This is a genomic window from Desulfovibrio desulfuricans DSM 642, from assembly GCF_000420465.1.
GTDB lineage: Bacteria > Desulfobacterota > Desulfovibrionia > Desulfovibrionales > Desulfovibrionaceae > Desulfovibrio > Desulfovibrio desulfuricans.
The window spans coordinates 293265-311555 of the sequence record NZ_ATUZ01000015.1; the positions used below are offsets into that span (position 1 = coordinate 293265).

Consider the following 18291-nt stretch of genomic DNA (forward strand, 5'->3'; position numbering starts at 1 on the left):
GGCATTGGCGCAACGCATGTCAAGGTATTTTATGTTGCCAACAGTTTTGAAATGACTACAGTACGGGCATGCAGAATTTTGACGCACCCATCAATACAGACCCCGCAGCAGCGGCCAAAGTGCTGGAACCAGTGCTCGGGTATGTCTTTACAAAGCCCGCGCTGCTGGATCTTGCCCTGACGCACAGCTCGTGGGCCAATGAATGCGGCACAGGGCAAAACCATAACGAACGGCTTGAATTTTTAGGCGATGCCGTGCTTGAACTGTGCGTCTCCGCCCAGTTATACCGGCGATTTCCTGATGCGCGCGAAGGCGAGCTCACCAAGATGCGGGCGCATCTGGTGAGTACCGTAAGCCTTGCGGAGCGGGCACGAAAGATTGGGCTTGTTGCCTTGCTGAAACTGGGACGAGGAGAAGAAAGCCAGGGGGGCCGTAATCGCGATGGCGTGTTGAGCGATGCGCTGGAGGCAGTGCTTGCTGCCGTGTATGAGGACGGCGGTTTTGCTGCCGCCCAGGGCGTGGTGGCCCGGCTGTTTGCTGACCGCTGGCCCACGGCTGCAAGCAAGACCATGCCCAAGGACTATAAAACCAGGCTTCAGGAAGCTTCGCAACAGCGCTTTGGCGAAGCGCCGCTCTACACCCGCATGGGCAGCCAGGGGCCGGAGCATGCCAAAATTTTTGAGATAGCCTTGCGGCTGCCGGATGGAACCGAATTTGCCGCCACAGGCAGCAGCTGCAAAAAGGCGGAACAAAATGCCGCCCAGCAGGCGCTTGCCGTTCTTGAGTCTACTGCAATACCAAAAAAGAACTGACAAATCCCCCAATATGCCGCAGCAAAGCATGCGGGCATAGTCGGGATTGTCCCGGCCCGGGGGCACAGCCCCCGGGCCTCCCATCTTTGGTCCACCACAGCCTAGTTTATGATGGCCTAACCGCCAATAAGCTTCATGGCCATCTGCGGCAAGGAGTTGGCCTGCGACAGCATGGCCACCGCAGACTGGGTGAGAATCTGGTTGCGGACAAAGGACGTCATTTCTGTCGCAACGTCCACGTCGGAAATTCGGGATTCAGCAGCCTGGAGATTTTCAGCCTGAGTATTCAGGTTGGTGATCGTATTTTCCAGGCGGTTCTGCACCGCGCCAAGGTGCGCGCGGATTTTATCCTTGGACACAATGGCCTTCGTGATGGCCTCAAGCGATTGCTGCGCGGCCTGCTGCGTGGAAACCGTGCCGCCCGCCCGCAATGTGTTGGTGGCCGTGTCGTAGGCCTGGTTGCCAATGCCAAGGGCAGACGCGGTGGTGCAGCCGATGGTGATATAGTAATAGTCTTCGGCAGAATCGTTGCCGGTGCCAAAGTGAACCTTCAGCTTGCCGGAAGACGTCATACCGCTGCCATCGTGGGTGTCGGAGGACAATGTGCCGTTCAACAGGTGGATACCGTTGAAGTCGGTGGCATTGGCGATACGGGTAATTTCCGAAGCCATTGCCTGGTACTCGGACTCGATCATCAGGCGCTGCGTGGAGTCATAGGTGCCGGTGGCAGCCTGTTCCGCCAGTTCCTTCATGCGCGTGAGCTTTTCATCGATGATGCCAAGCGCGCCGTCGGCGGTCTGGATCATGGAGATAGCGTCGTTCGCATTGCGCGCGCCCTGATGCAGGGTGGTTATGTCGGCGCGTTGCAGTTCTCGAATTGCCAGACCTGCGGCATCATCAGCGGCGCTGTTGACGCGAAGACCAGACGACAAGCGCTGCATGGATTTTCCCAGTGCCGAGTAATGTGAATTTAAATTTCTGGCCGTATTGTCGGCCATCATATTATGGTTAATGACCAAAGACATGGGACACCTCCTGGTGGTTACTAAGCTGTACTCGCCACGATGCAATCCATGTGCCAATAAAAAAAATTGTTATAATTTAATTAGTTACAAGATTAAAATTGCGGAGGGAAAAAATTTCCCTCCCCGAAGAGGAATTTTTGACAGTATATCAGGGCATTCGCGCAAACCACTTTGCCTGCTTCAGAGGCGATGGTGCGAATGCAGCCTGATGTCCATCGCTGCGGCACGGCATCCTCATGCGGGGGCAGCGCAGGCGGCTATCACTCGCAGTCCAACCTGAGCGGCCATTGCGCAATATGCAGCCTGCTATGGCTGCGGGGCGCTACGCAGCAACAAAAAACCCCGGCCTGTCCCCTTATGTATGTGGGAGCAGGCCGGGGTTATGCTGTTAACAGCGCCCTGAGGCGGCGTATTAGTGCGGAATGATGTTGGCCAAAAAGTCCTTGGCGCGCTGGGTTGCCGGATTGTCGAAGAATTTGTCCTTGGGGGAGTCTTCGAGAATCTGGCCGTTTTCCATAAAGAGAACCCGGTTGGCGACCTTGCGGGCAAAGCCCATTTCATGGGTAACGACCATCATGGTCATGCCTTCGTAGGCCAGCTCAACCATGACATCCAGCACTTCGTTAATCATTTCCGGGTCAAGTGCTGATGTCGGTTCGTCAAAAAGCATGGCCACGGGATCCATGCACAGGGCGCGGGCAATGGCGACGCGTTGCTGCTGCCCGCCGGAGAGCTGTGAAGGATACTTTTCCGTCTGCTGTTCAAGGCCGACCCGCTTGAGCAGCATGTGGGCCTTTTCCATGGATTCTTCGCGGTTGCGCTTGAGTACCTTTTCCTGAGCCAGAACAAGGTTATGGATGATGTTCAGGTGCGGAAAAAGCTCAAAATGCTGAAAAACCATGCCAACGTGGCTGCGGAGCTGGGCCAGGTTGGTTTTTTTGCTGGTCACTTCTGTGTTGTTCACAAAAATTTTGCCAGACTGCACGGGTTCAAGGCCGTTTACGGTTTTGATCAGCGTGGATTTTCCCGAACCGGAAGGCCCGCATACCACAACAACCTCGCCCTTGTGTATGCGCGTGCTACAGTGGCTCAGCACATTGAAGTCACCGTACCACTTGGATACGTTTTCCAGAATGATCATGGCTTCATCGGTGGGATTAATCATTGATTGAGTCTCTTTTTTACCATGGTTACGGTGGCTGAAACACAGAGGCAGACCACAAAGTAGCCGGATCCTGCAATCAGTACCATATCAATTTCATAGCCTGTTGTTTTGCCAATGTTGGAAGCGGTGCGGAAAAAGTCGGCAAGGCCGATGATGTACACCAGGGCGGTATCCTGAAAAAGAATCATGCCCTGGGTCAGCAGCAGGGGCGTCATGACGCGGAATGCCTGCGGCAGGATGACATAGGTGATTGTTTGCGACTTGGTCATGCCAAGCGCAAGGGATGCCGCATACTGGCCGCTGGAAACACTGCGCATGCCCGCGCGGATAATTTCTGCATAGTAGGCCGCCTCAAATGCGGTAAAAGCCACTATGGCGGAAACGAGCCGGATGTCTGTTTGCGGCGAGAGATTGAAGAATGAAGTCAAAAACTGCGGCACAATGAGGTAGAACCACAGCAGCACCATCACAAGGGGGATGGAGCGGAAGCAGTTCACATAGGCGGCGGAGAGCCAGCGCATGGGCGCATAAACAGAAATGCGCGCCACTGCCAGCAATGTGCCTATCACCATGCCAAAGGCAATGGCCGTAATGGTGATCTTGAGCGTTACCAATGCCCCCTGCGCAAGCAGGGGCAGGCTCTGCTGGATGATGCTCCAGTCTATGCTAAACATTTTTGCCTCCTGTGCTCATGGAGGGCAAACGCATTTTGTTCTCCAGCAGTTTCATGGAACGCATGACCACAAAATTCAGGAAGGCGTAGGCAAGCGTAACCGCAATGAACGATTCATACGCGTAGCCGGAAAATTCCAGAAGGCGGTTGGCCTGCGCGGTCAGTTCAATAAGCCCCACAGTTGAGGCAACTGCGGTGTTTTTGACCATATTGAGCATTTCGGAGGTCAACGGCGGAATGATAATGCGGTAGGCATTGGGCAACAGAACGTGACGATAGGTTTGCGGCAGCGTAAGGCCAAGGGCCAGGGCGGCGTAGCGTTGCCCGCGCGAGAGGGCCTGAATGCCAGACCTGACCTGCTCACAGACGCGCGCTCCGGTAAAGAAGCCCAGCGCGCAGGTGGAAATGACAAAAAACTGGATGTTTGGGTTCAGTTCTGCCTTGAACCATACGCTTGCTTTGTAGGGCAGCAGGTCGGGTGCTGCAAGGTACCATATGAAAAACTGAACGATAAGAGGTATGTTGCGAAAAACGGTCACATAGGCTGCGCCAATATTGCTCAAAATCTTGTTGGGCAGAGTGCGGAGAATACCGAAAAAAGAGCCCAGAAGAAAAGCCAGAATCCAGGCACAGACAGACAGGGCCACTGTCGTCAAAAAGCCGTCCACCAGCCAGCTAAAGTAGGTGACGTTTCCGAACGGCGCCTGCTCAAAAAAAATGCCCCAGTTCCAGTTAGCCTGCATTCGTTGGTTCCATCCCTGTGTAAAAAACGTATCTCATGGTGCAGCGGGCTTAAACGCATGCCCGGGAGCGCCCGCTTGCGCCTGAAGCTCCCGGGCATGCCTAAAATCAGTTCAGGGCCTTGTCGTTGGGGGCCTTGAAGAGAGCCTTCATTTCGTCAGACATTTCAAAATTCATGTTCATGTTCTTGGGCGGAATGGGCTGCATGAACCAGCGGTTAAAGGACTTTTCGGCATTGCCGTTGCTCTGTTCCGCAGCGATCACGTCGTCAAGAAGCTTCTTGAACTGCGCGTCGCCCTTGCGCACCATGCAGCCGTAGGCTTCAAAGCTCTGCGGGGTACCCAGGATGACCCAGTCAGCGGGCTTTTTGGCCTTGGCGCGTTCGCCGGCAAGCAGGGCGTCATCCATAAAGAAGGCCACAGCACGGCCAGATTCCACAGTGCGGAACGCATCGCCGTGGTCTTTTACGCTGATGATGTTGATGGCGAGGCCCTTCTCGTCATTCATCTTGTTCAGCAGCTTTTCAGAGGTGGTGCCGGAGGTCACGGCAACGTTCTTGCCCTTCAGGCCGTCAAAGTCCTTGATGCCGGAGTCTTTGTTGACCAGCAGGCGGGTGCCGATGATAAAAAAGGTGTTGGAGAAGTCAACCTGCTGTTGACGTTCCAGGTTGTTGGTGGTCGAGCCACACTCGAAATCAAAGGTGCCGTTTTGCAGCAGGGGAATGCGGTTCTGCGAGGTGATGGGCACATAACGCACCTGGAGGTTGGGCATGTTCAGCTGTTTTTTAACGGCTTCCACAACCTTGTTGGAATAGTCCTGTGCGTAGCCGATGACGTTCTGCTGAAGATCGTAGTAGGAAAAAGGCACGGAAGATTCACGGTGACCCACAACAATTACGCCGGTATCCTTGATTTTTTTCAAGGTCCCGGTGAGTTCCTCTGCCTGTGCCTGACCGCCCTGAACAGAGGTCAGCAGAAGCAGAGCCGCCAGAGCGGACAAAATGGATTTCTTCAGCGCCATGGTTTCCTCCTGGAATGGCATTTACGGAAGACGGCGCTCCGTTGCCAAATAGCAGCGCCGCCGAAGAAAACTACCCGGAAACTGGTGTTTGCCAGACCCATAAAAGCCAAGCCCCGCGTTCAGTATCCACGGTGCTCTGGTTTTGATGGGGTGCCGTTGTGCGAGAGCACGTCCACGGCAAACAGTTTCCCTGAGTCCTTGCCAGAGTGCAGTGTCTGCGCTCTTCGGGCGCGCCGATGCTGGCAGGCAAGAAAGCCGGGTGCGCTATCATGGGTTCAGCGCACGCCGCTTCACGCTTCTGAGAACGGTACGCGGCAACCGGCAAAGAAAAATACATCAAACCATGCGGCGCTTGGCGGTGCATGATCCATCGCTGACTGGTGCCTTGGGGGGGAGGCGTCGCTGCGTTCTTGAGCAATTATAATGATGCGAAATGCATTCGCAAAATTTTACGTCACATGTTCAGGCGTTTACCCCTGCGGGTAAAAATCGTTCGCGCCTCACAGGCGGGCGTTTGCTCGCACAGCCTTAAGAGCGATTACAAGGTGAAATCGCTCCTAGAGTGCAGGAACCACAACCAGTTATGTTTGCGGCAGAACACCTGCATCAAAATTTTCATTAAAATACCTCGGCATCATTATAAATATTAGCCCTGGTGTCAATATGACATCCGCTTGCGTTGACCTCGCGCGTGCTGCCCTCCAGATTTTGGGCAGACGCATAAATGTAACGTTTTTTTCAAAATTGGCGCTATTGGTGCTGCTTGTATTGTCCGATAAACGATAATATGATTGTTCTGCTTGGTTTTCTGGGAGGCTGTTTTTTTCAGCCTCGGGCACAATTATCCGTTTTCCGACAAGGGTGGGTTTATGGTTTTTATTTCCCATGCGTTTGCTTTGGTCATGCTGGTTATTTTGGCGGTTGTTGGAAAAATTGACGGATTGTTGTGGCTTGCTTTGGGCGGTGCGGCTGCCTGCCTGGCGGTTGATGCAATTATGTGGCTGCGCGTCCTGGCCGAGGCAAGGCAAATGCGTGGGCAGATGGATGAAGTCGCCAGCCGCGCTGGGGAATTGGGCGGTGCCAATAATCAGGAACGCCTTGCCTATTGCCTTGGGCGGCTGCGTTCGACAGAAGATAATCTGGCTGCCGAGCGGCAACGCACAGCCGGGCTTGAGGCCAGCAATGCGGCGCTTCAGGCAAATCTGCAAGCGGCGCAGGCCGAAAATACAGCCTTGAGTGAGAAATTTGAAAAGGGCGATGCCGTGTTGCACAAGGCGCATACTGTTTGCGCCAAACTCTCAGCCGAAGCCCAGAACCTTGCAACCCTGGTTACGGAAGTGAACCAGGGTGTTGCAGTGCAGCGCGACCGCCTGAACGAAACTGGCGGTGCCATGGACACGGTCTCTCAGGGGGCGCACGAATCATCCATGCGTGTGCGCGAGATTTCTGAAAACGCGCAAACGGCCAGTGGCAGCGCATCTGCAAGCAAGGAGCAGGTTGACGGGGCTGTTAATTCCATTGAGCAACTCAAAGATACCATTGTGCAGCTTAAGGAAGCCATGGCGGGGCTTGGAGAAAAAGCCAGCAATATCGGCAAGGTGATGGCTGTCATCAATGAAGTTGCCGACCAGACCAACCTGCTGGCCCTCAACGCAGCCATTGAGGCCGCCCGCGCTGGCGAAGCCGGGCGCGGTTTTGCCGTTGTGGCTGACGAAGTGCGCAAACTTGCAGAAAAAACCATGGGCGCCACGCGGGAAGTTGAAGACGCCGTAAAGGCAATTCAGCATGAGGCCCACCGCAATGCCGAAACTGTGGATGCCGCCGCATGTCTCAGCCTTGAAGGCGCCAGTTCCGCCTCTGTGGCTGGCGAGCGCATGCGCGAAATTTTGGAGACCATGTCCGGCACAGCCCATCATTTGCAGGCGGTGGCCGCCACTGCCGGAGTGCAGTCGGAAAATATTGAAGACGCCAATAAAGCCCTGGACGAAATCCGCATAGTGGCGGAGCAGACCTCTGGCAACATGAAGGTGTTCACTGCTGCGCTTCTGACATTTCAGGGCGGCATGGAAGAGCTGGATATGATTGTAAGCGCCCTGGCAAGCGGCGACTATGATCGTGCATCTTCAAGCAAGTTTGTGCAGTGGACGCGCAATATGGATCTTGGCATAAATGATATAGACAGCCAGCATCGCCTGCTTGTTGACTATATTAATGATCTGCACAGCGCCATGATCAATAACAGCAGTGCGCAAGAGATGCTCGGCATCCTTCGCAAGCTCCGCGATTACACCAGTACACACTTCAGGGATGAAGAAAAGCACTTTGTCCACTCCGATTACCCCTCCACCAAGGAACATCTTCAGATTCACAGGGAATTTGAGGCCAAGGTCAATGAAGTGGAGCAGGGCATCAAGCAGGGAACAATAACCCTGAGCATGGATTTGCTTTCGTTCCTTAAAGACTGGCTTGTGCAGCACATCATGGGCATGGATGCGCAGTACGCGCCCTATGTCAAAAAAGCTGGCAGATTTGGCACGGCCCGCAAGGGGCGGGTTGCCTGATTCCACTGTTTCGGCAGTTTGTTAACGGCCCGTTCCGGTTCAGGAAAGCGCACTAGCCTGCGGCTTCCTGAACCGGAACGGGCTTTTATTATGCGATAGACGCAGGCTCTCTCCGCTCATGCCTGTGACGTTCGGATTTTGGAGAATAGCGTGGATCCTTCTTCCACCATTGCAGGACTGACAAAAATCATTCATATGCAGATGGTGGAATGATTGTTTTGCCGTGACGGACCGGCCGTACGTCCTGCTTTGATTCGCACGTTTTTATGGCTGTGCATGCAAGCAACCTTGCCCTTGCACAAAGCGACAATAGTCAAGTCTGGGGGAATGGATGCCCATCCAACGCGCTGCTGCAACAAACCGCGCCATCAAGGCATTGTGCAGTGGGCTTGTCTGGCTTTTTTTGCAGGCCTTGCCCGGCATGGCCTGCGCTTTTGATACAGCTGTAGCGCATATTGGTGATGTGGCCCTCACACCCACCGAGATGGCCTACCTGCGTGAGCATAAAAAAGTTACCATGTGCGTTGACCCTGATTGGGTTCCTTATGAGCAGATAGACGCATCGGGCAAACACGTGGGCATTGCAGCCGATCTTCTGGCGCTGGTCGCGGACAGAACCGGCCTTGAGTTTGAGCTGGTACGCACCGCCGACTGGAATGAAAGCCTGGCTTTTTCCAAAAGCGGGCAGTGCAAGGTGCTGAGTTTTCTCAACCAGACCACTGAGCGCAGTGAATGGCTTATCTTTACCTCGCCCCTGTTCAGTGACCCCAACGTTTTCATAACACGCGAAGAACATCATTATATTTCTGACCCGGCAGCGCTTGAGCACGAATCCATCGTCTTTCCCGAAGGCACGGCAATGGAAGGTTTGATCAGGGAGCGGTATCCCAATCTTGAGATCAAGCTTGTGCGGTCAGAGGATGAAGCCATGAAAATGGTTTCAAGCCGCCGCAGTTCCATGACTATGCGTTCCCTGATGGTGGCCGCCTACACCATACGCAAAAACGGGCTGTTCAATCTGAAAATTGCCGGGCAATTGCCCATGTACATGAATCATCTGCGCATTGGCGTAAACAAGAGTGATGTCACCCTGCGCAATATTCTGGACAAGGGCGTGATGTCCATAACACCGCAGGAACGGGGAAGGGTTGTCAATCAGCACATTTCCATCAATGTGCAGTCAGCCATCAACCCCATGTGGTTTCTTTTTGGCGGCGGGATTGGAGCTGTCATTGCCTTGCTCTGGGGCTACTGGACGTACCGGCTGCGTCGGCTTAATGCTGAGCTGCTGCATATTTCCAATACCGACAAGCTCACAGGCCTTGCCAACCGGCAAAAACTTTCTGGTGATATGGCCGAGGCCATGCTGCGTTCGCACCAGCGGGAACTTCCTCTTTCCGTGCTGTTGCTGGATGTGGACAACTTCAAAAATGTCAACGATACCTTCGGGCATCTTGCTGGTGACGGCGTGTTGCAGGCCCTGAGCGCCCTGGCTGTAGATGTGCTGCGTCAGCAGGATATTGCCGGACGTTGGGGTGGGGAGGAGTTTCTTGTGCTTTTGCCTGAAACCGATGCCGATAAAGCCGGGGAAATTGCAGAAAAGCTCCGCCGACGGATTGAAGGGCTCAGCTTTGCGGACGGGCTGCGCTGCACCGTGAGCATCGGCCTTGCAGAGATGCGCCCTCATGATACTCAGGACAGCCTGATCCACAGGGCGGATACGGCGCTTTACCATGCAAAAAGAATGGGGAAAAACAGCGTCTCTGTGGGCTGATTTTTTGTGCGCTTGAGGTTTTAAAATGCGTAATTATGTGATATCAGTTTATAATATCGGGTCATGAACTTGCTTGGAACAAAGATTTGGAGTAGGTTTATTGCTATAGGTTTTTAATTTCCATATTGCCGTAACAGCCTTTTGCAGTTCACTTTTTGTTTGAATGCTGCATGGCCTCCTTTGCCTCCACTGGCTTTCAGCTGTTCTGTTTTTTGGGGAGTTGACGCATTCTGCCGCTGTGGGGTTCATATGACTGATTCCCAGCCAAGCCTTCGTTCAGAATCTGAACGAAGCAAATCATCCCGGCTGTATTCCCACAAGCAGTTATGGGTCATTGCCGCAATCAACTTGCTTGTTCTGGGCATTATTATTTTTGCCCTTGTAGGCAGCAGGCAGCAGGAACTCGACAAGGCTGCCAACACGCTTGAAAGCGTTTCCCGATCCATTGACGATGTTCTTTCCTGGCGTTTTGAGAAAATCAATCTTGCCCTGCAGGGCGCGGTTGATGAAGCACAACAGCAGGCACTGCGCGGCGATGTTTCATGGGAACGCTTTGAAGAATACGGCAAAAATCTTGATGATCGCCTGCCGGACACTCTGGGCTTTTTGCTGACAAATACACAGGGGCGGGTAGTGTATGCTTCTCCCCGCGCGCTTTCTGGCGAGATGTCCATTACCAACACCGACCACTTTGTTCAGCTGCGCAATAATCCCTCCTCCGGGCTTGTTATTTCCCACCCATTTTACAGCCAGTTGTGGACACGCCCCCTCATCGTGCTTTCCATGCGCTATTTGTTGCCCGATGGTTCGTTTGGCGGCGTTGTGGCCTGCGCGGTCTCTATAGATATGTTTTCGGACATCATGGCTTCAGCCGTCATTGTGGGGCCAAGCGCCGTGGCCGCCCTGTGGGACAAAAAACTCGGCCTTGTCACGCAGTACCCGCGCGGGCGTTTCTGGCTTGACGCAAAGCCATCGCCCCCGTTGCGAAAACTCATTGAACACGATGCCGCCCCAAGCATCTACCAGCACAAGCGTGCAGATTTTGGCGATAAAAAAAGGATCGCGTTTTATCGCAAGCTTCGCCAATGGCCTCTGTATCTTTCTATTGGCCTGTATGAGCACGCCGTACTCGCCAAATGGCGACAGGACATTTTTTCACTGGGCTTTTTATGGATAGTCTGCGTGTTTATCTCATTCTGGAGCGGCATTAGCTACACCCGGCAGCTCAAGGCACTTGAATTGGGCGAAAAGCGCTACAAAGGCCTTTTTGACAATATGCAGGCAGGCATGGCCCTGTGCGAGCCGGTCTTTGCGCCAGACGGGAAAATTTGCGATTTCCGGCTGGTTGAGATCAACCAGGCCTACTGCGATGTATTCAAGGCGGAGCGGGAAGACGTTATCGGCAAAACACTGCTGGAAAGAATCAGCCCCAAAACCAGCGAAACAGCCCGCTGGGTAAATCCGCTCATAGTGACTGCGGAAACCGGCGAGCCGTCTCATTTTGAATTTTACCTTGCTGGCAACAACCTGTGGGCAGATATTGTTGCCTACCGCTCAGAAGCTGGAATCATAGCATTTTTGTGTACTGACATAAGTGAAAGAAAATTTGCTCAGGCGCGGGCAAACCGTATTTCACAAATGTACGCGGCGCTCAGCAGATGCAATCAGGCCATTGTGCGCTGTTCTGGCAGAAACGATCTTTTTGCCGAGGTTTGCCGGGCTGCTGTTGAAGCTGGCGGCATGAAGGGAGCCTGGATCGGCCTTGTTGAAAAGCAGACAGGCAACGTGCAGCCCGTTGCGTCCTTTGGCCTGAGCAATGGCGATCTGCAAAAGCTCGACATATCTGTTTGGGCGTCTGACCCCAAAGGGTCTGGCCCAACTGGCTGTGCAATCCGAAACAACGAATCTGTCTGGTCAGACGACACCACAACTGACCCCAGGCTTGCGCCCTGGTGGCAGCTTGTGCGCAAAACTGGTTTTCTTTCTGTTGGAGCGCTCCCCTTGCGCCAACGGGGAGAAGTTGTTGGAAATTTGACGCTCTACGCCGATGATGCCGGAACCTTTGATGAAGAGGTGCGCGAGCTCCTGGGGGAAATGGCCCTGAACGTCAGTTTTGCGCTGGATAATTTTACCTGGGAAGAAGAGCGCCGCCGCAACGAAGCCCGCATCAATGAGTTGGCCTACTATGATCAACTGACCGGTCTTGCCAACCGCCCCCTGCTTACTGACCGCATCCGGCAGGCAGTTGCGGTAGGCATGCGCACGGACAAGTTCAGCGCGCTGCTGTTTATTGACCTCGACCGGTTCAAGACGATCAACGACACGCTTGGTCACGCGCACGGCGACAATCTGCTCAAGCAGGTTGGGCAGCGCCTGCTTGCCATTGTTCCGGCAGATGACACGGTGGCGCGCTTTGGCGGCGACGAATTTGTTTTGTTATTGCACGGTCTGTCGAGCAACAGCGAGGAGGCTGCGGAGGCCGTGGCGCTTATCTGCCGCAAGATTCTCAATGCCGTACGCGAGCCAATTCTTGTGGAGGGCATTACCTGCAACTGCACAGCCAGCATTGGCGTTGCCCTGTTCGGCAAGCAGAGCATCACTCCCGATGAACTGCTCAAGCAGGCGGACCTTGCCATGTATCAGGCTAAAGACGCCGGAAGAAATACCGTGCGGTTTTTTGATCCGGCCATGCAGCAAACTGTCATGGAGCGCATAGAGCTTGAGCGGGATCTTGAGGAAGCCATTCGCCTTGAGCAGTTTGTGCTGTATTATCAGCCGCTGATTGACCTGGATGACAACGTGCTTGGCGCTGAAGCCCTGATTCGCTGGCAACACCCCAGGCGCGGTATTGTGCCGCCTGCCGCCTTTATTCCTCTTGCAGAAGAAAACGGCATGATTGCCCGCATCGGTGCATGGGTGGTGCGGCAGGCGTGCCGTCAGCTCGGACGCTGGGCTGAGATGCCCGAGTTTTCAAATCTGACAATCGCCATCAACGTAAGCGCACGCCAGTTCCGCGAAAGTGATTTTGTACGGGATGTTACGGCAGCGGTGCGGCAAACGGGCATTGACCCAGGCCTGCTGAAGCTGGAGCTGACCGAAAGCCAGCTGGCTGTGAACATGCAGGAAATCATATCGTCCATGGTCGAACTGAGCAACCTGGGCATCCGGTTTTCGCTGGATGACTTTGGCACCGGCTATTCGTCCATGGCGTATCTCAAGCTGCTCCCGCTGGATCAGCTCAAGATTGACCGTTCGTTCATTCGCGACCTGCTCACTGACCCCAATGATGCCGCCATCGCCAGCATCATCATCGCGCTCTCGCAAAGCCTTGGTTTAACCACCGTGGCAGAGGGCGTGGAAACCCGCGAGCAGAAAAGGGCCCTGCTGAACATGGGCTGCACGTTGTTTCAGGGGTACCTGTTCAGCGTACCTCTGGCGGTGAAGGACTTTGAGCGGTTTTTGGCGCGCAGAAATGCAGCGGCAGCCGCAGAAGGGCAGGGTAATCGGGCCGAGCTGCCAGAGAGCGCTGAAAAGACCAAAAGCACCGAACAGGCAGCGGTGGGCGAGAGCAGCGGAGCCGCCTGAGCAGGGTGAAAACTTTGGGTAGGGCAAAATTCAGGCCTGTTGCACACATTGTCATGCCTGAAAAGAACTTTGTGCTTCAAGAATAACAAGGGTGGGGTAATCCCCGCCCTTGAACGTCATATCCGAAAAATATCCACAAAAATTCAGTTACTCGTTGATGCCGTCCAGTTGCTGCCATTTGCCGAGGTGGCTTTCAATATGCTGGCAGATTGCCGCCTGTTCCTCCTTGCCTTGCCCGGCAATGGTGAGGGGGCTTGCAAAGTTGTAGTGTATGGTCAGGCCGGGGTTGACCGGACCAAGTTCCTTGATTTTTTTGCCCTGTCCCCAGGCGTCGGTCTTGAGCGCCAGCGGCACAATGGGCACTCCGGCCTTTCTGGCCAGCTTGACGCCGATGGAATTGAACTGCTGCGGATTAAACTCGCGCGAGCGGGTGTGCTGCGGAAACACAATGATGGAAATGCCCCTTTTCAGGCGCTCCAGTCCGCCGTTCAGCACGGCAGTGAGGTCTTCACGTGGATTGGTGCGTCCAACCACGATGGGGTCGCGTGAGCACATCACCGGGCCAAAAAACGGCATGGTAGTGAGGCTTTTTTTGACCACAAAGGTCACCTGGCGGCGGGGCCGGATCATGGCCGGAAGCATGAATGTTTCCAGCGTGCTCATGTGGTTGGCCACAAACAGGCAGGGGCCGTCCACGGCTTCAATGGCGTCCATGCCTTCAATCTCTATGGGGCAGCCTATGCGTTCCATAAGGTCTGCCACCCAAGCGCTGGCATATACCCAGGCGGCATCGTCGCACTGCCCCTTGGACGCTCTGGAGCACAGCCAGCGCACCGGGCCGAGAAACAGGCGGCTGTAAAAGCTGAGCGAGGGCATCATACGGCTGAAAAAGCCCGCACTGGCAGGCTGACTGCTGTATGTGTCACCCGTAAGAAACTTGGCTTCAAATGCGCCGTCAACAAAGGGGTTCATGCCTATTCGTCCGTTTTTTTGATTTTATGCAGTTTGCGCCACCACTGGCTGAGGCGTGGTTCTTCACCGTTGTCGCGCGGCTGGTAGAACCTGCGGCCTTCCAGTTCAGTCGGCAGGTATGACTGCTCGATCCACGATTCCGGGTAGTTGTGGGGGTACTTGTATTCTTTGCCGTAGCCCCATTCCTTGTGCAACTGGGTGGAAGGATTGCGCAGATGCAGCGGCACCGGGCGCGTTCCGTTGAGTTTGACCTCGCGGGCGGCGTTGAGATAGGCCGCATAGGATGTGTTGCTCTTTTTGGCAAGGGCCAGATAGGTGACGGTTTCCGCCAGCGGAATAAAGCCTTCCGGCATGCCCACAAATTCCACGGCCTGCTGGCAGGCCACGGCAAGCCCCAGCGCGTCCGGGTCGGCCAGCCCCACATCCTCGGAGGCGGAGAGTATCAGGCGGCGGCATACAAAGCGCGGGTCTTCGCCGCCTTCGAGCAGACAGGCCAGATAGTACAGGGCCGCATCCACATCGCTGCCGCGAATGGATTTGATGAGCGCCGAGGCCAGTTCATAGTGGTTGTCGCCATCCTTGTCGTGCCGGATGAGCACCTCGGGCAGCGCCGCCTTGATATGCTCCAGATCGCGCCGGTCTTCCGGCAGGGCGCCCACGTATTCCACAAGATTCAGCAGGGTGCGGGCATCGCCGTGCGAAACCCCGGCCAGCAGGTCGGCCACATCATCGGTCATTTCAAGCTGCATGTCTTTTGCGCCGCGCCGGGCCAGCTCCATAAGCTCTGGGCGGCCCAGGGGCCGCAGCCGCAGCACGTGCAGGCGCGAAAGCAACTGCCGCGTAACGCTGAACGAGGGGTTTTCCGTGGTTGTGGCCAGCAGGGTCAGGTCGCCCGATTCCACCAGCGGCAAAAAGAAGTCCTGCTGCGCCTTGGAAAACCGGTGCAGTTCGTCCAGCACAAGAATTTCCACGCCCGTCAGCGAGCGCCGCAAATGCTGCAATCCGGCCTCGGGCGCGCTCAAGCGCAAATAGGGCTTGCCGGATGATTTGGCCAGCAGCAGGGCGAGTGTTGATTTGCCGCAGCCGGGCGGGCCGAAAAACAGCAGACTGGGCAAACGCCCGGACTTCATAAGTGAGCGCAGGCGGTCGCCAAGATGGGTCTGACCAAGAAAAAGCGCCAGATCATCGGGCCGCATGCGCTCCGGCAGCGGCTTGCTTACGGTCACTTTCCGCTCCCTTGAGTGGCATCGGCCTTGCCGCTAAGCTGCGACCCCCACCAGTGCAGGCCAAGGCAGAGCGTTGCGGCTGTTTCACAGCGCAATACGCGCGCACCAAGGCTCACGGCGGCAAAGTGGGCGGTTTTCAGGGCTGCCAGTTCACGTTGCGAAAAGCCGCCTTCCGGGCCGATAACATAGACGGTCAGGCCGGGTTGCCCCGCCATTTCCGGGGTGAGCATGTGCACACCGTCCTGAAGTTCCCAGGGCAGAATGCGGTGGTCGGCAGTGTGCGAAAGATGAATGAGCTGATCCACGCCGCCCGAGAGGGCGCGTACTTCGGGCAGCCAGGGGTTGCCGCTCTGCTTTGCTCCGGCAATCATCTGCCCCAGGCAGGCTTCTTCTGCGGCGGCAGAAAGTTTTCCCTGGCTATGGTCGCCCTGCCACAGCCATACGCCGTGCGCGCCAAGCTCCACGGCCTTTTCCATAAAAAAGCCGCGCCGCACGGCCTTGCTGTAGGCCAGCGCCACAATGGCCCGCGAATGTGGAGCAGGGGCGACAGTTTCAGAAACGCGCTGGAGCTGCACGTTCTTTTTGCCCACCTTGCACACCACAAATATGCCCGAGCGGCCCCGGCCATCCAGAAGGCCCACTTCTGTGCCGGGTTCCGCGCGCAGAACCTGCCCCAGATGCCGGGCTTCCTGCCCTTCAAGAAGAGGTGTATCGCCCCAGTGTTCAGGGGCCAGATAAAAAAACGGTACGCTCATGCCACCACGTTTTCCTTGCCGCTGCGCGCCTTGCGCACAGCCTTGAACCCGTCCTGCAATGAAACAAGACGTCTGTAATTTTTACGAATTTCCTGACCTGCCGGGGTCAGGGTATCTTCCGGCGGTTCTATGTATTTGCGTTGCAGATAACTGTCGCGCAGGATTCTTTCCACACAGTCGATCACGGCGTCAACCAGCCCTGGGAAAAAGCTGACGATTTCAAACTTCAGCTCGTTGAGCAGGTTCAGGGCCTCGCGGAACATCTGCTGGTAGGTGATGCGCGCGCCCTTGAAGGTGCGCAGGCACAGGTCTTCCAGTATGCGCACACGCCTGGCCTGCTGGATGTAGCTGAACCGGGTGCAGACTTCCTGATACAGTTCGCGCAGATTTTCAAAGGCCTCGTCATTGTCTGGCGAAAAGAGGTAGTTGGTCAATACCTTGCTTACATTGGAAAAAAATTCATCACTGTAGCTGATCATGCGCCGCTGATGCTTGGTCAGCCAGCTGTAGAGGAATTTGAGCCGCTTTTCGTGCGTCCCCGTGTTTTCCACCACCTCGGTGCGCTTGTAGATGATGCGCCCCGTGTATTCGCCGCGCACGATGTCGTTGAGGCGCAGGAACATGTTGGAGGTGTCCTTGATGATATTAAGCCCGGTGAGCGCTTCGCCCGTGATGGGGTGCAGCACCTCTTGCGCCACCACGGAGAGGGCGCGGTCCTGCCGCACGTTGCTGGCGTCAAAGGTGTGCTGGCGGTATTTGATGCGCAGAATGACGACCCGGCGCGGCTTGTCCAGAAAAAATCCATCGCGGTCAATGGCGCTCAGCGCTTCGTCCTGGTCGGCGTCCACAGCCACAAGGGCCACTTTTTCCAGCAGAGGGTAGCGCGTGTTTTCGCCATTGGCCATGTAGGTGGTTATGGTTCTGTCCGTCTGCCCCAGCACGCGCAGCAAAAAACGCTCGCCCATCTTGTGCAGCTTGCGGGCAAAAAGCGCGCTCGAGGTGCGTCGCTCTGAAACAATGGGAAAGCCGTAAAGCTCCATGAGGTACTGGTACACAAACATGCGGTTGCGTTCGTAAATATCGCTGTCGCCATATACGAACTTGCCGATGCGGATGCCAAAGCGCTTCAGTTCGCTGTCGATATCCGAAGGAAAGGAGGCGAATATTCCGGCCAGATGAAACTGCTTGTCAGCGCCCCAGGCCAGCACGTGCGCCCTGTCCATGCTGAGCAGGTAGGGCATGAGGGCAGGATAGGTTTCAAGCACAACCGTGTCTGACGAGCGGAACTGCTGGCGAAAAATATCCTGATGCACGCGCGGCAGCCGCGAGGCCAGGGTTTGCAGGTTCTGCACCATGACCTGATTTTCCAGCGGGCAGCATGCGCCGTCACCTTCGGTAATTACGGGGTGCAGGCGGTCGAACTGAAAAATTTCTGAAAAATAGTCGAGCTGGCGGGCAAAGGCCACCATGGCAAAGCCCGGCAGCTCTTTGTATTCAAACATGTCGTTGTCAAACGAGGGCAAAAGCTCGCGCGCTTCCACAAGAGGGTAGTTCTTGTTTTCCTGATATGGTTTGACCAGACACAGGCGGATATGCACGGCATCGAGCATTTTCTTGAGCTGTGTCAGGTCGCTTACGGCAAGCGAAGAGGACAACTGGGTAGCGTCCTGCCAGGGCAGACCGTCCTTGCTGAATACCTCTTGCCATTTAATCATCCGCACATCCCTTATAGAAATTTGTTATTTACTACCTGCTTTTTAGAATATTTTCCAGTAGGAATGATGCAGGTTCCCCGAAAAACGGCATCAACCGGGGCTGCCAAGCCCGATGTTAGGGGGTGCAGCGCTGCCAGCCTCGGCCCGCAGCATCGGATCAACGAGCAGGAACAGCGCAAAAGAAGTTGCGGCGGAGCATGCCCTTTGCTACAAGAAATGCGTTACCCGAGAGCCGTCACGCCTGTGGGCGGCATCACCATCAACCCC

Annotated in this window: 14 protein-coding genes; 4 read left to right on the top strand and 10 right to left on the bottom strand. The window is 55.3% G+C overall.

What is annotated here, in order from left to right; all coding sequences use genetic code 11:
- Positions 1–68: 68 nt before the first annotated feature.
- Complete coding sequence (gene rnc, locus G449_RS0111125) at positions 69–812, top strand: ribonuclease III (protein WP_022659394.1); 744 nt, start codon at positions 69–71, stop codon at positions 810–812.
- A gap of 116 nt (positions 813–928) precedes the next feature.
- Here rnc and G449_RS0111130 read toward each other — a convergent pair whose 3' ends face one another.
- The 6 genes from G449_RS0111130 to G449_RS18650 form a co-directional block, all read right to left on the bottom strand.
- Positions 929–1837: a flagellin N-terminal helical domain-containing protein gene (locus tag G449_RS0111130; protein WP_022659395.1), complete on the bottom strand. Its 909-nt coding sequence runs from the start codon at positions 1835–1837 to the stop codon at positions 929–931.
- Positions 1838–2249: 412 nt separating this feature from the next.
- Positions 2250–2978, bottom strand: coding sequence for an amino acid ABC transporter ATP-binding protein (locus tag G449_RS0111135; RefSeq protein ID WP_027180933.1), 729 nt, complete (start codon positions 2976–2978; stop codon positions 2250–2252).
- A 20-nt stretch (positions 2979–2998) separates the two neighbouring features.
- The gene (locus tag G449_RS0111140) at positions 2999–3676 is read right to left on the bottom strand and encodes an ABC transporter permease subunit (RefSeq protein ID WP_022659397.1); all 678 of its coding nucleotides are present in this window, start codon (positions 3674–3676) and stop codon (positions 2999–3001) included.
- The gene (locus tag G449_RS0111145; protein WP_022659398.1) at positions 3669–4418 is read right to left on the bottom strand and encodes an amino acid ABC transporter permease; all 750 of its coding nucleotides are present in this window, start codon (positions 4416–4418) and stop codon (positions 3669–3671) included. Before G449_RS0111145 ends, G449_RS0111140 begins: the two co-directional genes overlap by 8 nt.
- A 106-nt stretch (positions 4419–4524) precedes the next feature.
- Positions 4525–5436: a glutamate/aspartate ABC transporter substrate-binding protein gene (locus tag G449_RS0111150; protein WP_022659399.1), complete on the bottom strand. Its 912-nt coding sequence runs from the start codon at positions 5434–5436 to the stop codon at positions 4525–4527.
- Between the two features lie 581 nt (positions 5437–6017).
- Complete coding sequence (locus G449_RS18650) at positions 6018–6707, bottom strand: hypothetical protein (protein ID WP_245559858.1); 690 nt, start codon at positions 6705–6707, stop codon at positions 6018–6020.
- Between G449_RS18650 and G449_RS16900 the strand changes: the two genes are divergently transcribed.
- The 3 genes from G449_RS16900 (at position 6669) to G449_RS17850 (ending at position 13356) form a co-directional block, all read left to right on the top strand.
- Positions 6669–7997, top strand: coding sequence for a bacteriohemerythrin (locus tag G449_RS16900; RefSeq protein ID WP_245559860.1), 1329 nt, complete (start codon positions 6669–6671; stop codon positions 7995–7997). The genes G449_RS18650 and G449_RS16900 overlap by 39 nt on opposite strands.
- A gap of 331 nt (positions 7998–8328) precedes the next feature.
- Entirely contained in the window at positions 8329–9771 is a 1443-nt protein-coding gene (locus G449_RS0111160; protein ID WP_022659401.1) for a diguanylate cyclase, read from the top strand.
- Positions 9772–10020: 249 nt separating this feature from the next.
- Positions 10021–13356 carry an EAL domain-containing protein gene (locus G449_RS17850; protein ID WP_022659402.1) on the top strand — a complete coding sequence of 1112 codons (3336 nt, stop codon included), beginning with the start codon at positions 10021–10023 and terminating at the stop codon, positions 13354–13356.
- A 147-nt stretch (positions 13357–13503) separates the two neighbouring features.
- Here the strand turns inward: G449_RS17850 and G449_RS0111170 are convergent, their stop codons facing one another.
- Genes G449_RS0111170 through G449_RS0111185 form a run of 4 tightly spaced genes read right to left on the bottom strand, consistent with a single transcriptional unit; the run spans position 13504 to position 18024 of the window.
- Positions 13504–14328, bottom strand: a complete 825-nt coding sequence (locus tag G449_RS0111170; protein WP_022659403.1) for a lysophospholipid acyltransferase family protein — start codon at positions 14326–14328, stop codon at positions 13504–13506.
- A 2-nt stretch (positions 14329–14330) separates the two neighbouring features.
- Positions 14331–15554: a replication-associated recombination protein A gene (locus G449_RS0111175; RefSeq protein WP_022659404.1), complete on the bottom strand. Its 1224-nt coding sequence runs from the start codon at positions 15552–15554 to the stop codon at positions 14331–14333.
- On the bottom strand, positions 15551–16309 hold the full coding sequence (locus G449_RS0111180; RefSeq protein WP_022659405.1) for a 16S rRNA (uracil(1498)-N(3))-methyltransferase: 759 nt from the start codon (positions 16307–16309) through the stop codon (positions 15551–15553). The genes G449_RS0111175 and G449_RS0111180 overlap by 4 nt, the downstream gene beginning before the upstream one ends.
- A complete protein-coding gene (locus G449_RS0111185; RefSeq protein WP_022659406.1) occupies positions 16306–18024 on the bottom strand; it encodes a hypothetical protein in 1719 nt (572 codons plus the stop codon). Before G449_RS0111185 ends, G449_RS0111180 begins: the two co-directional genes overlap by 4 nt.
- Between the last annotated feature and the right edge of the window lie 267 nt (positions 18025–18291).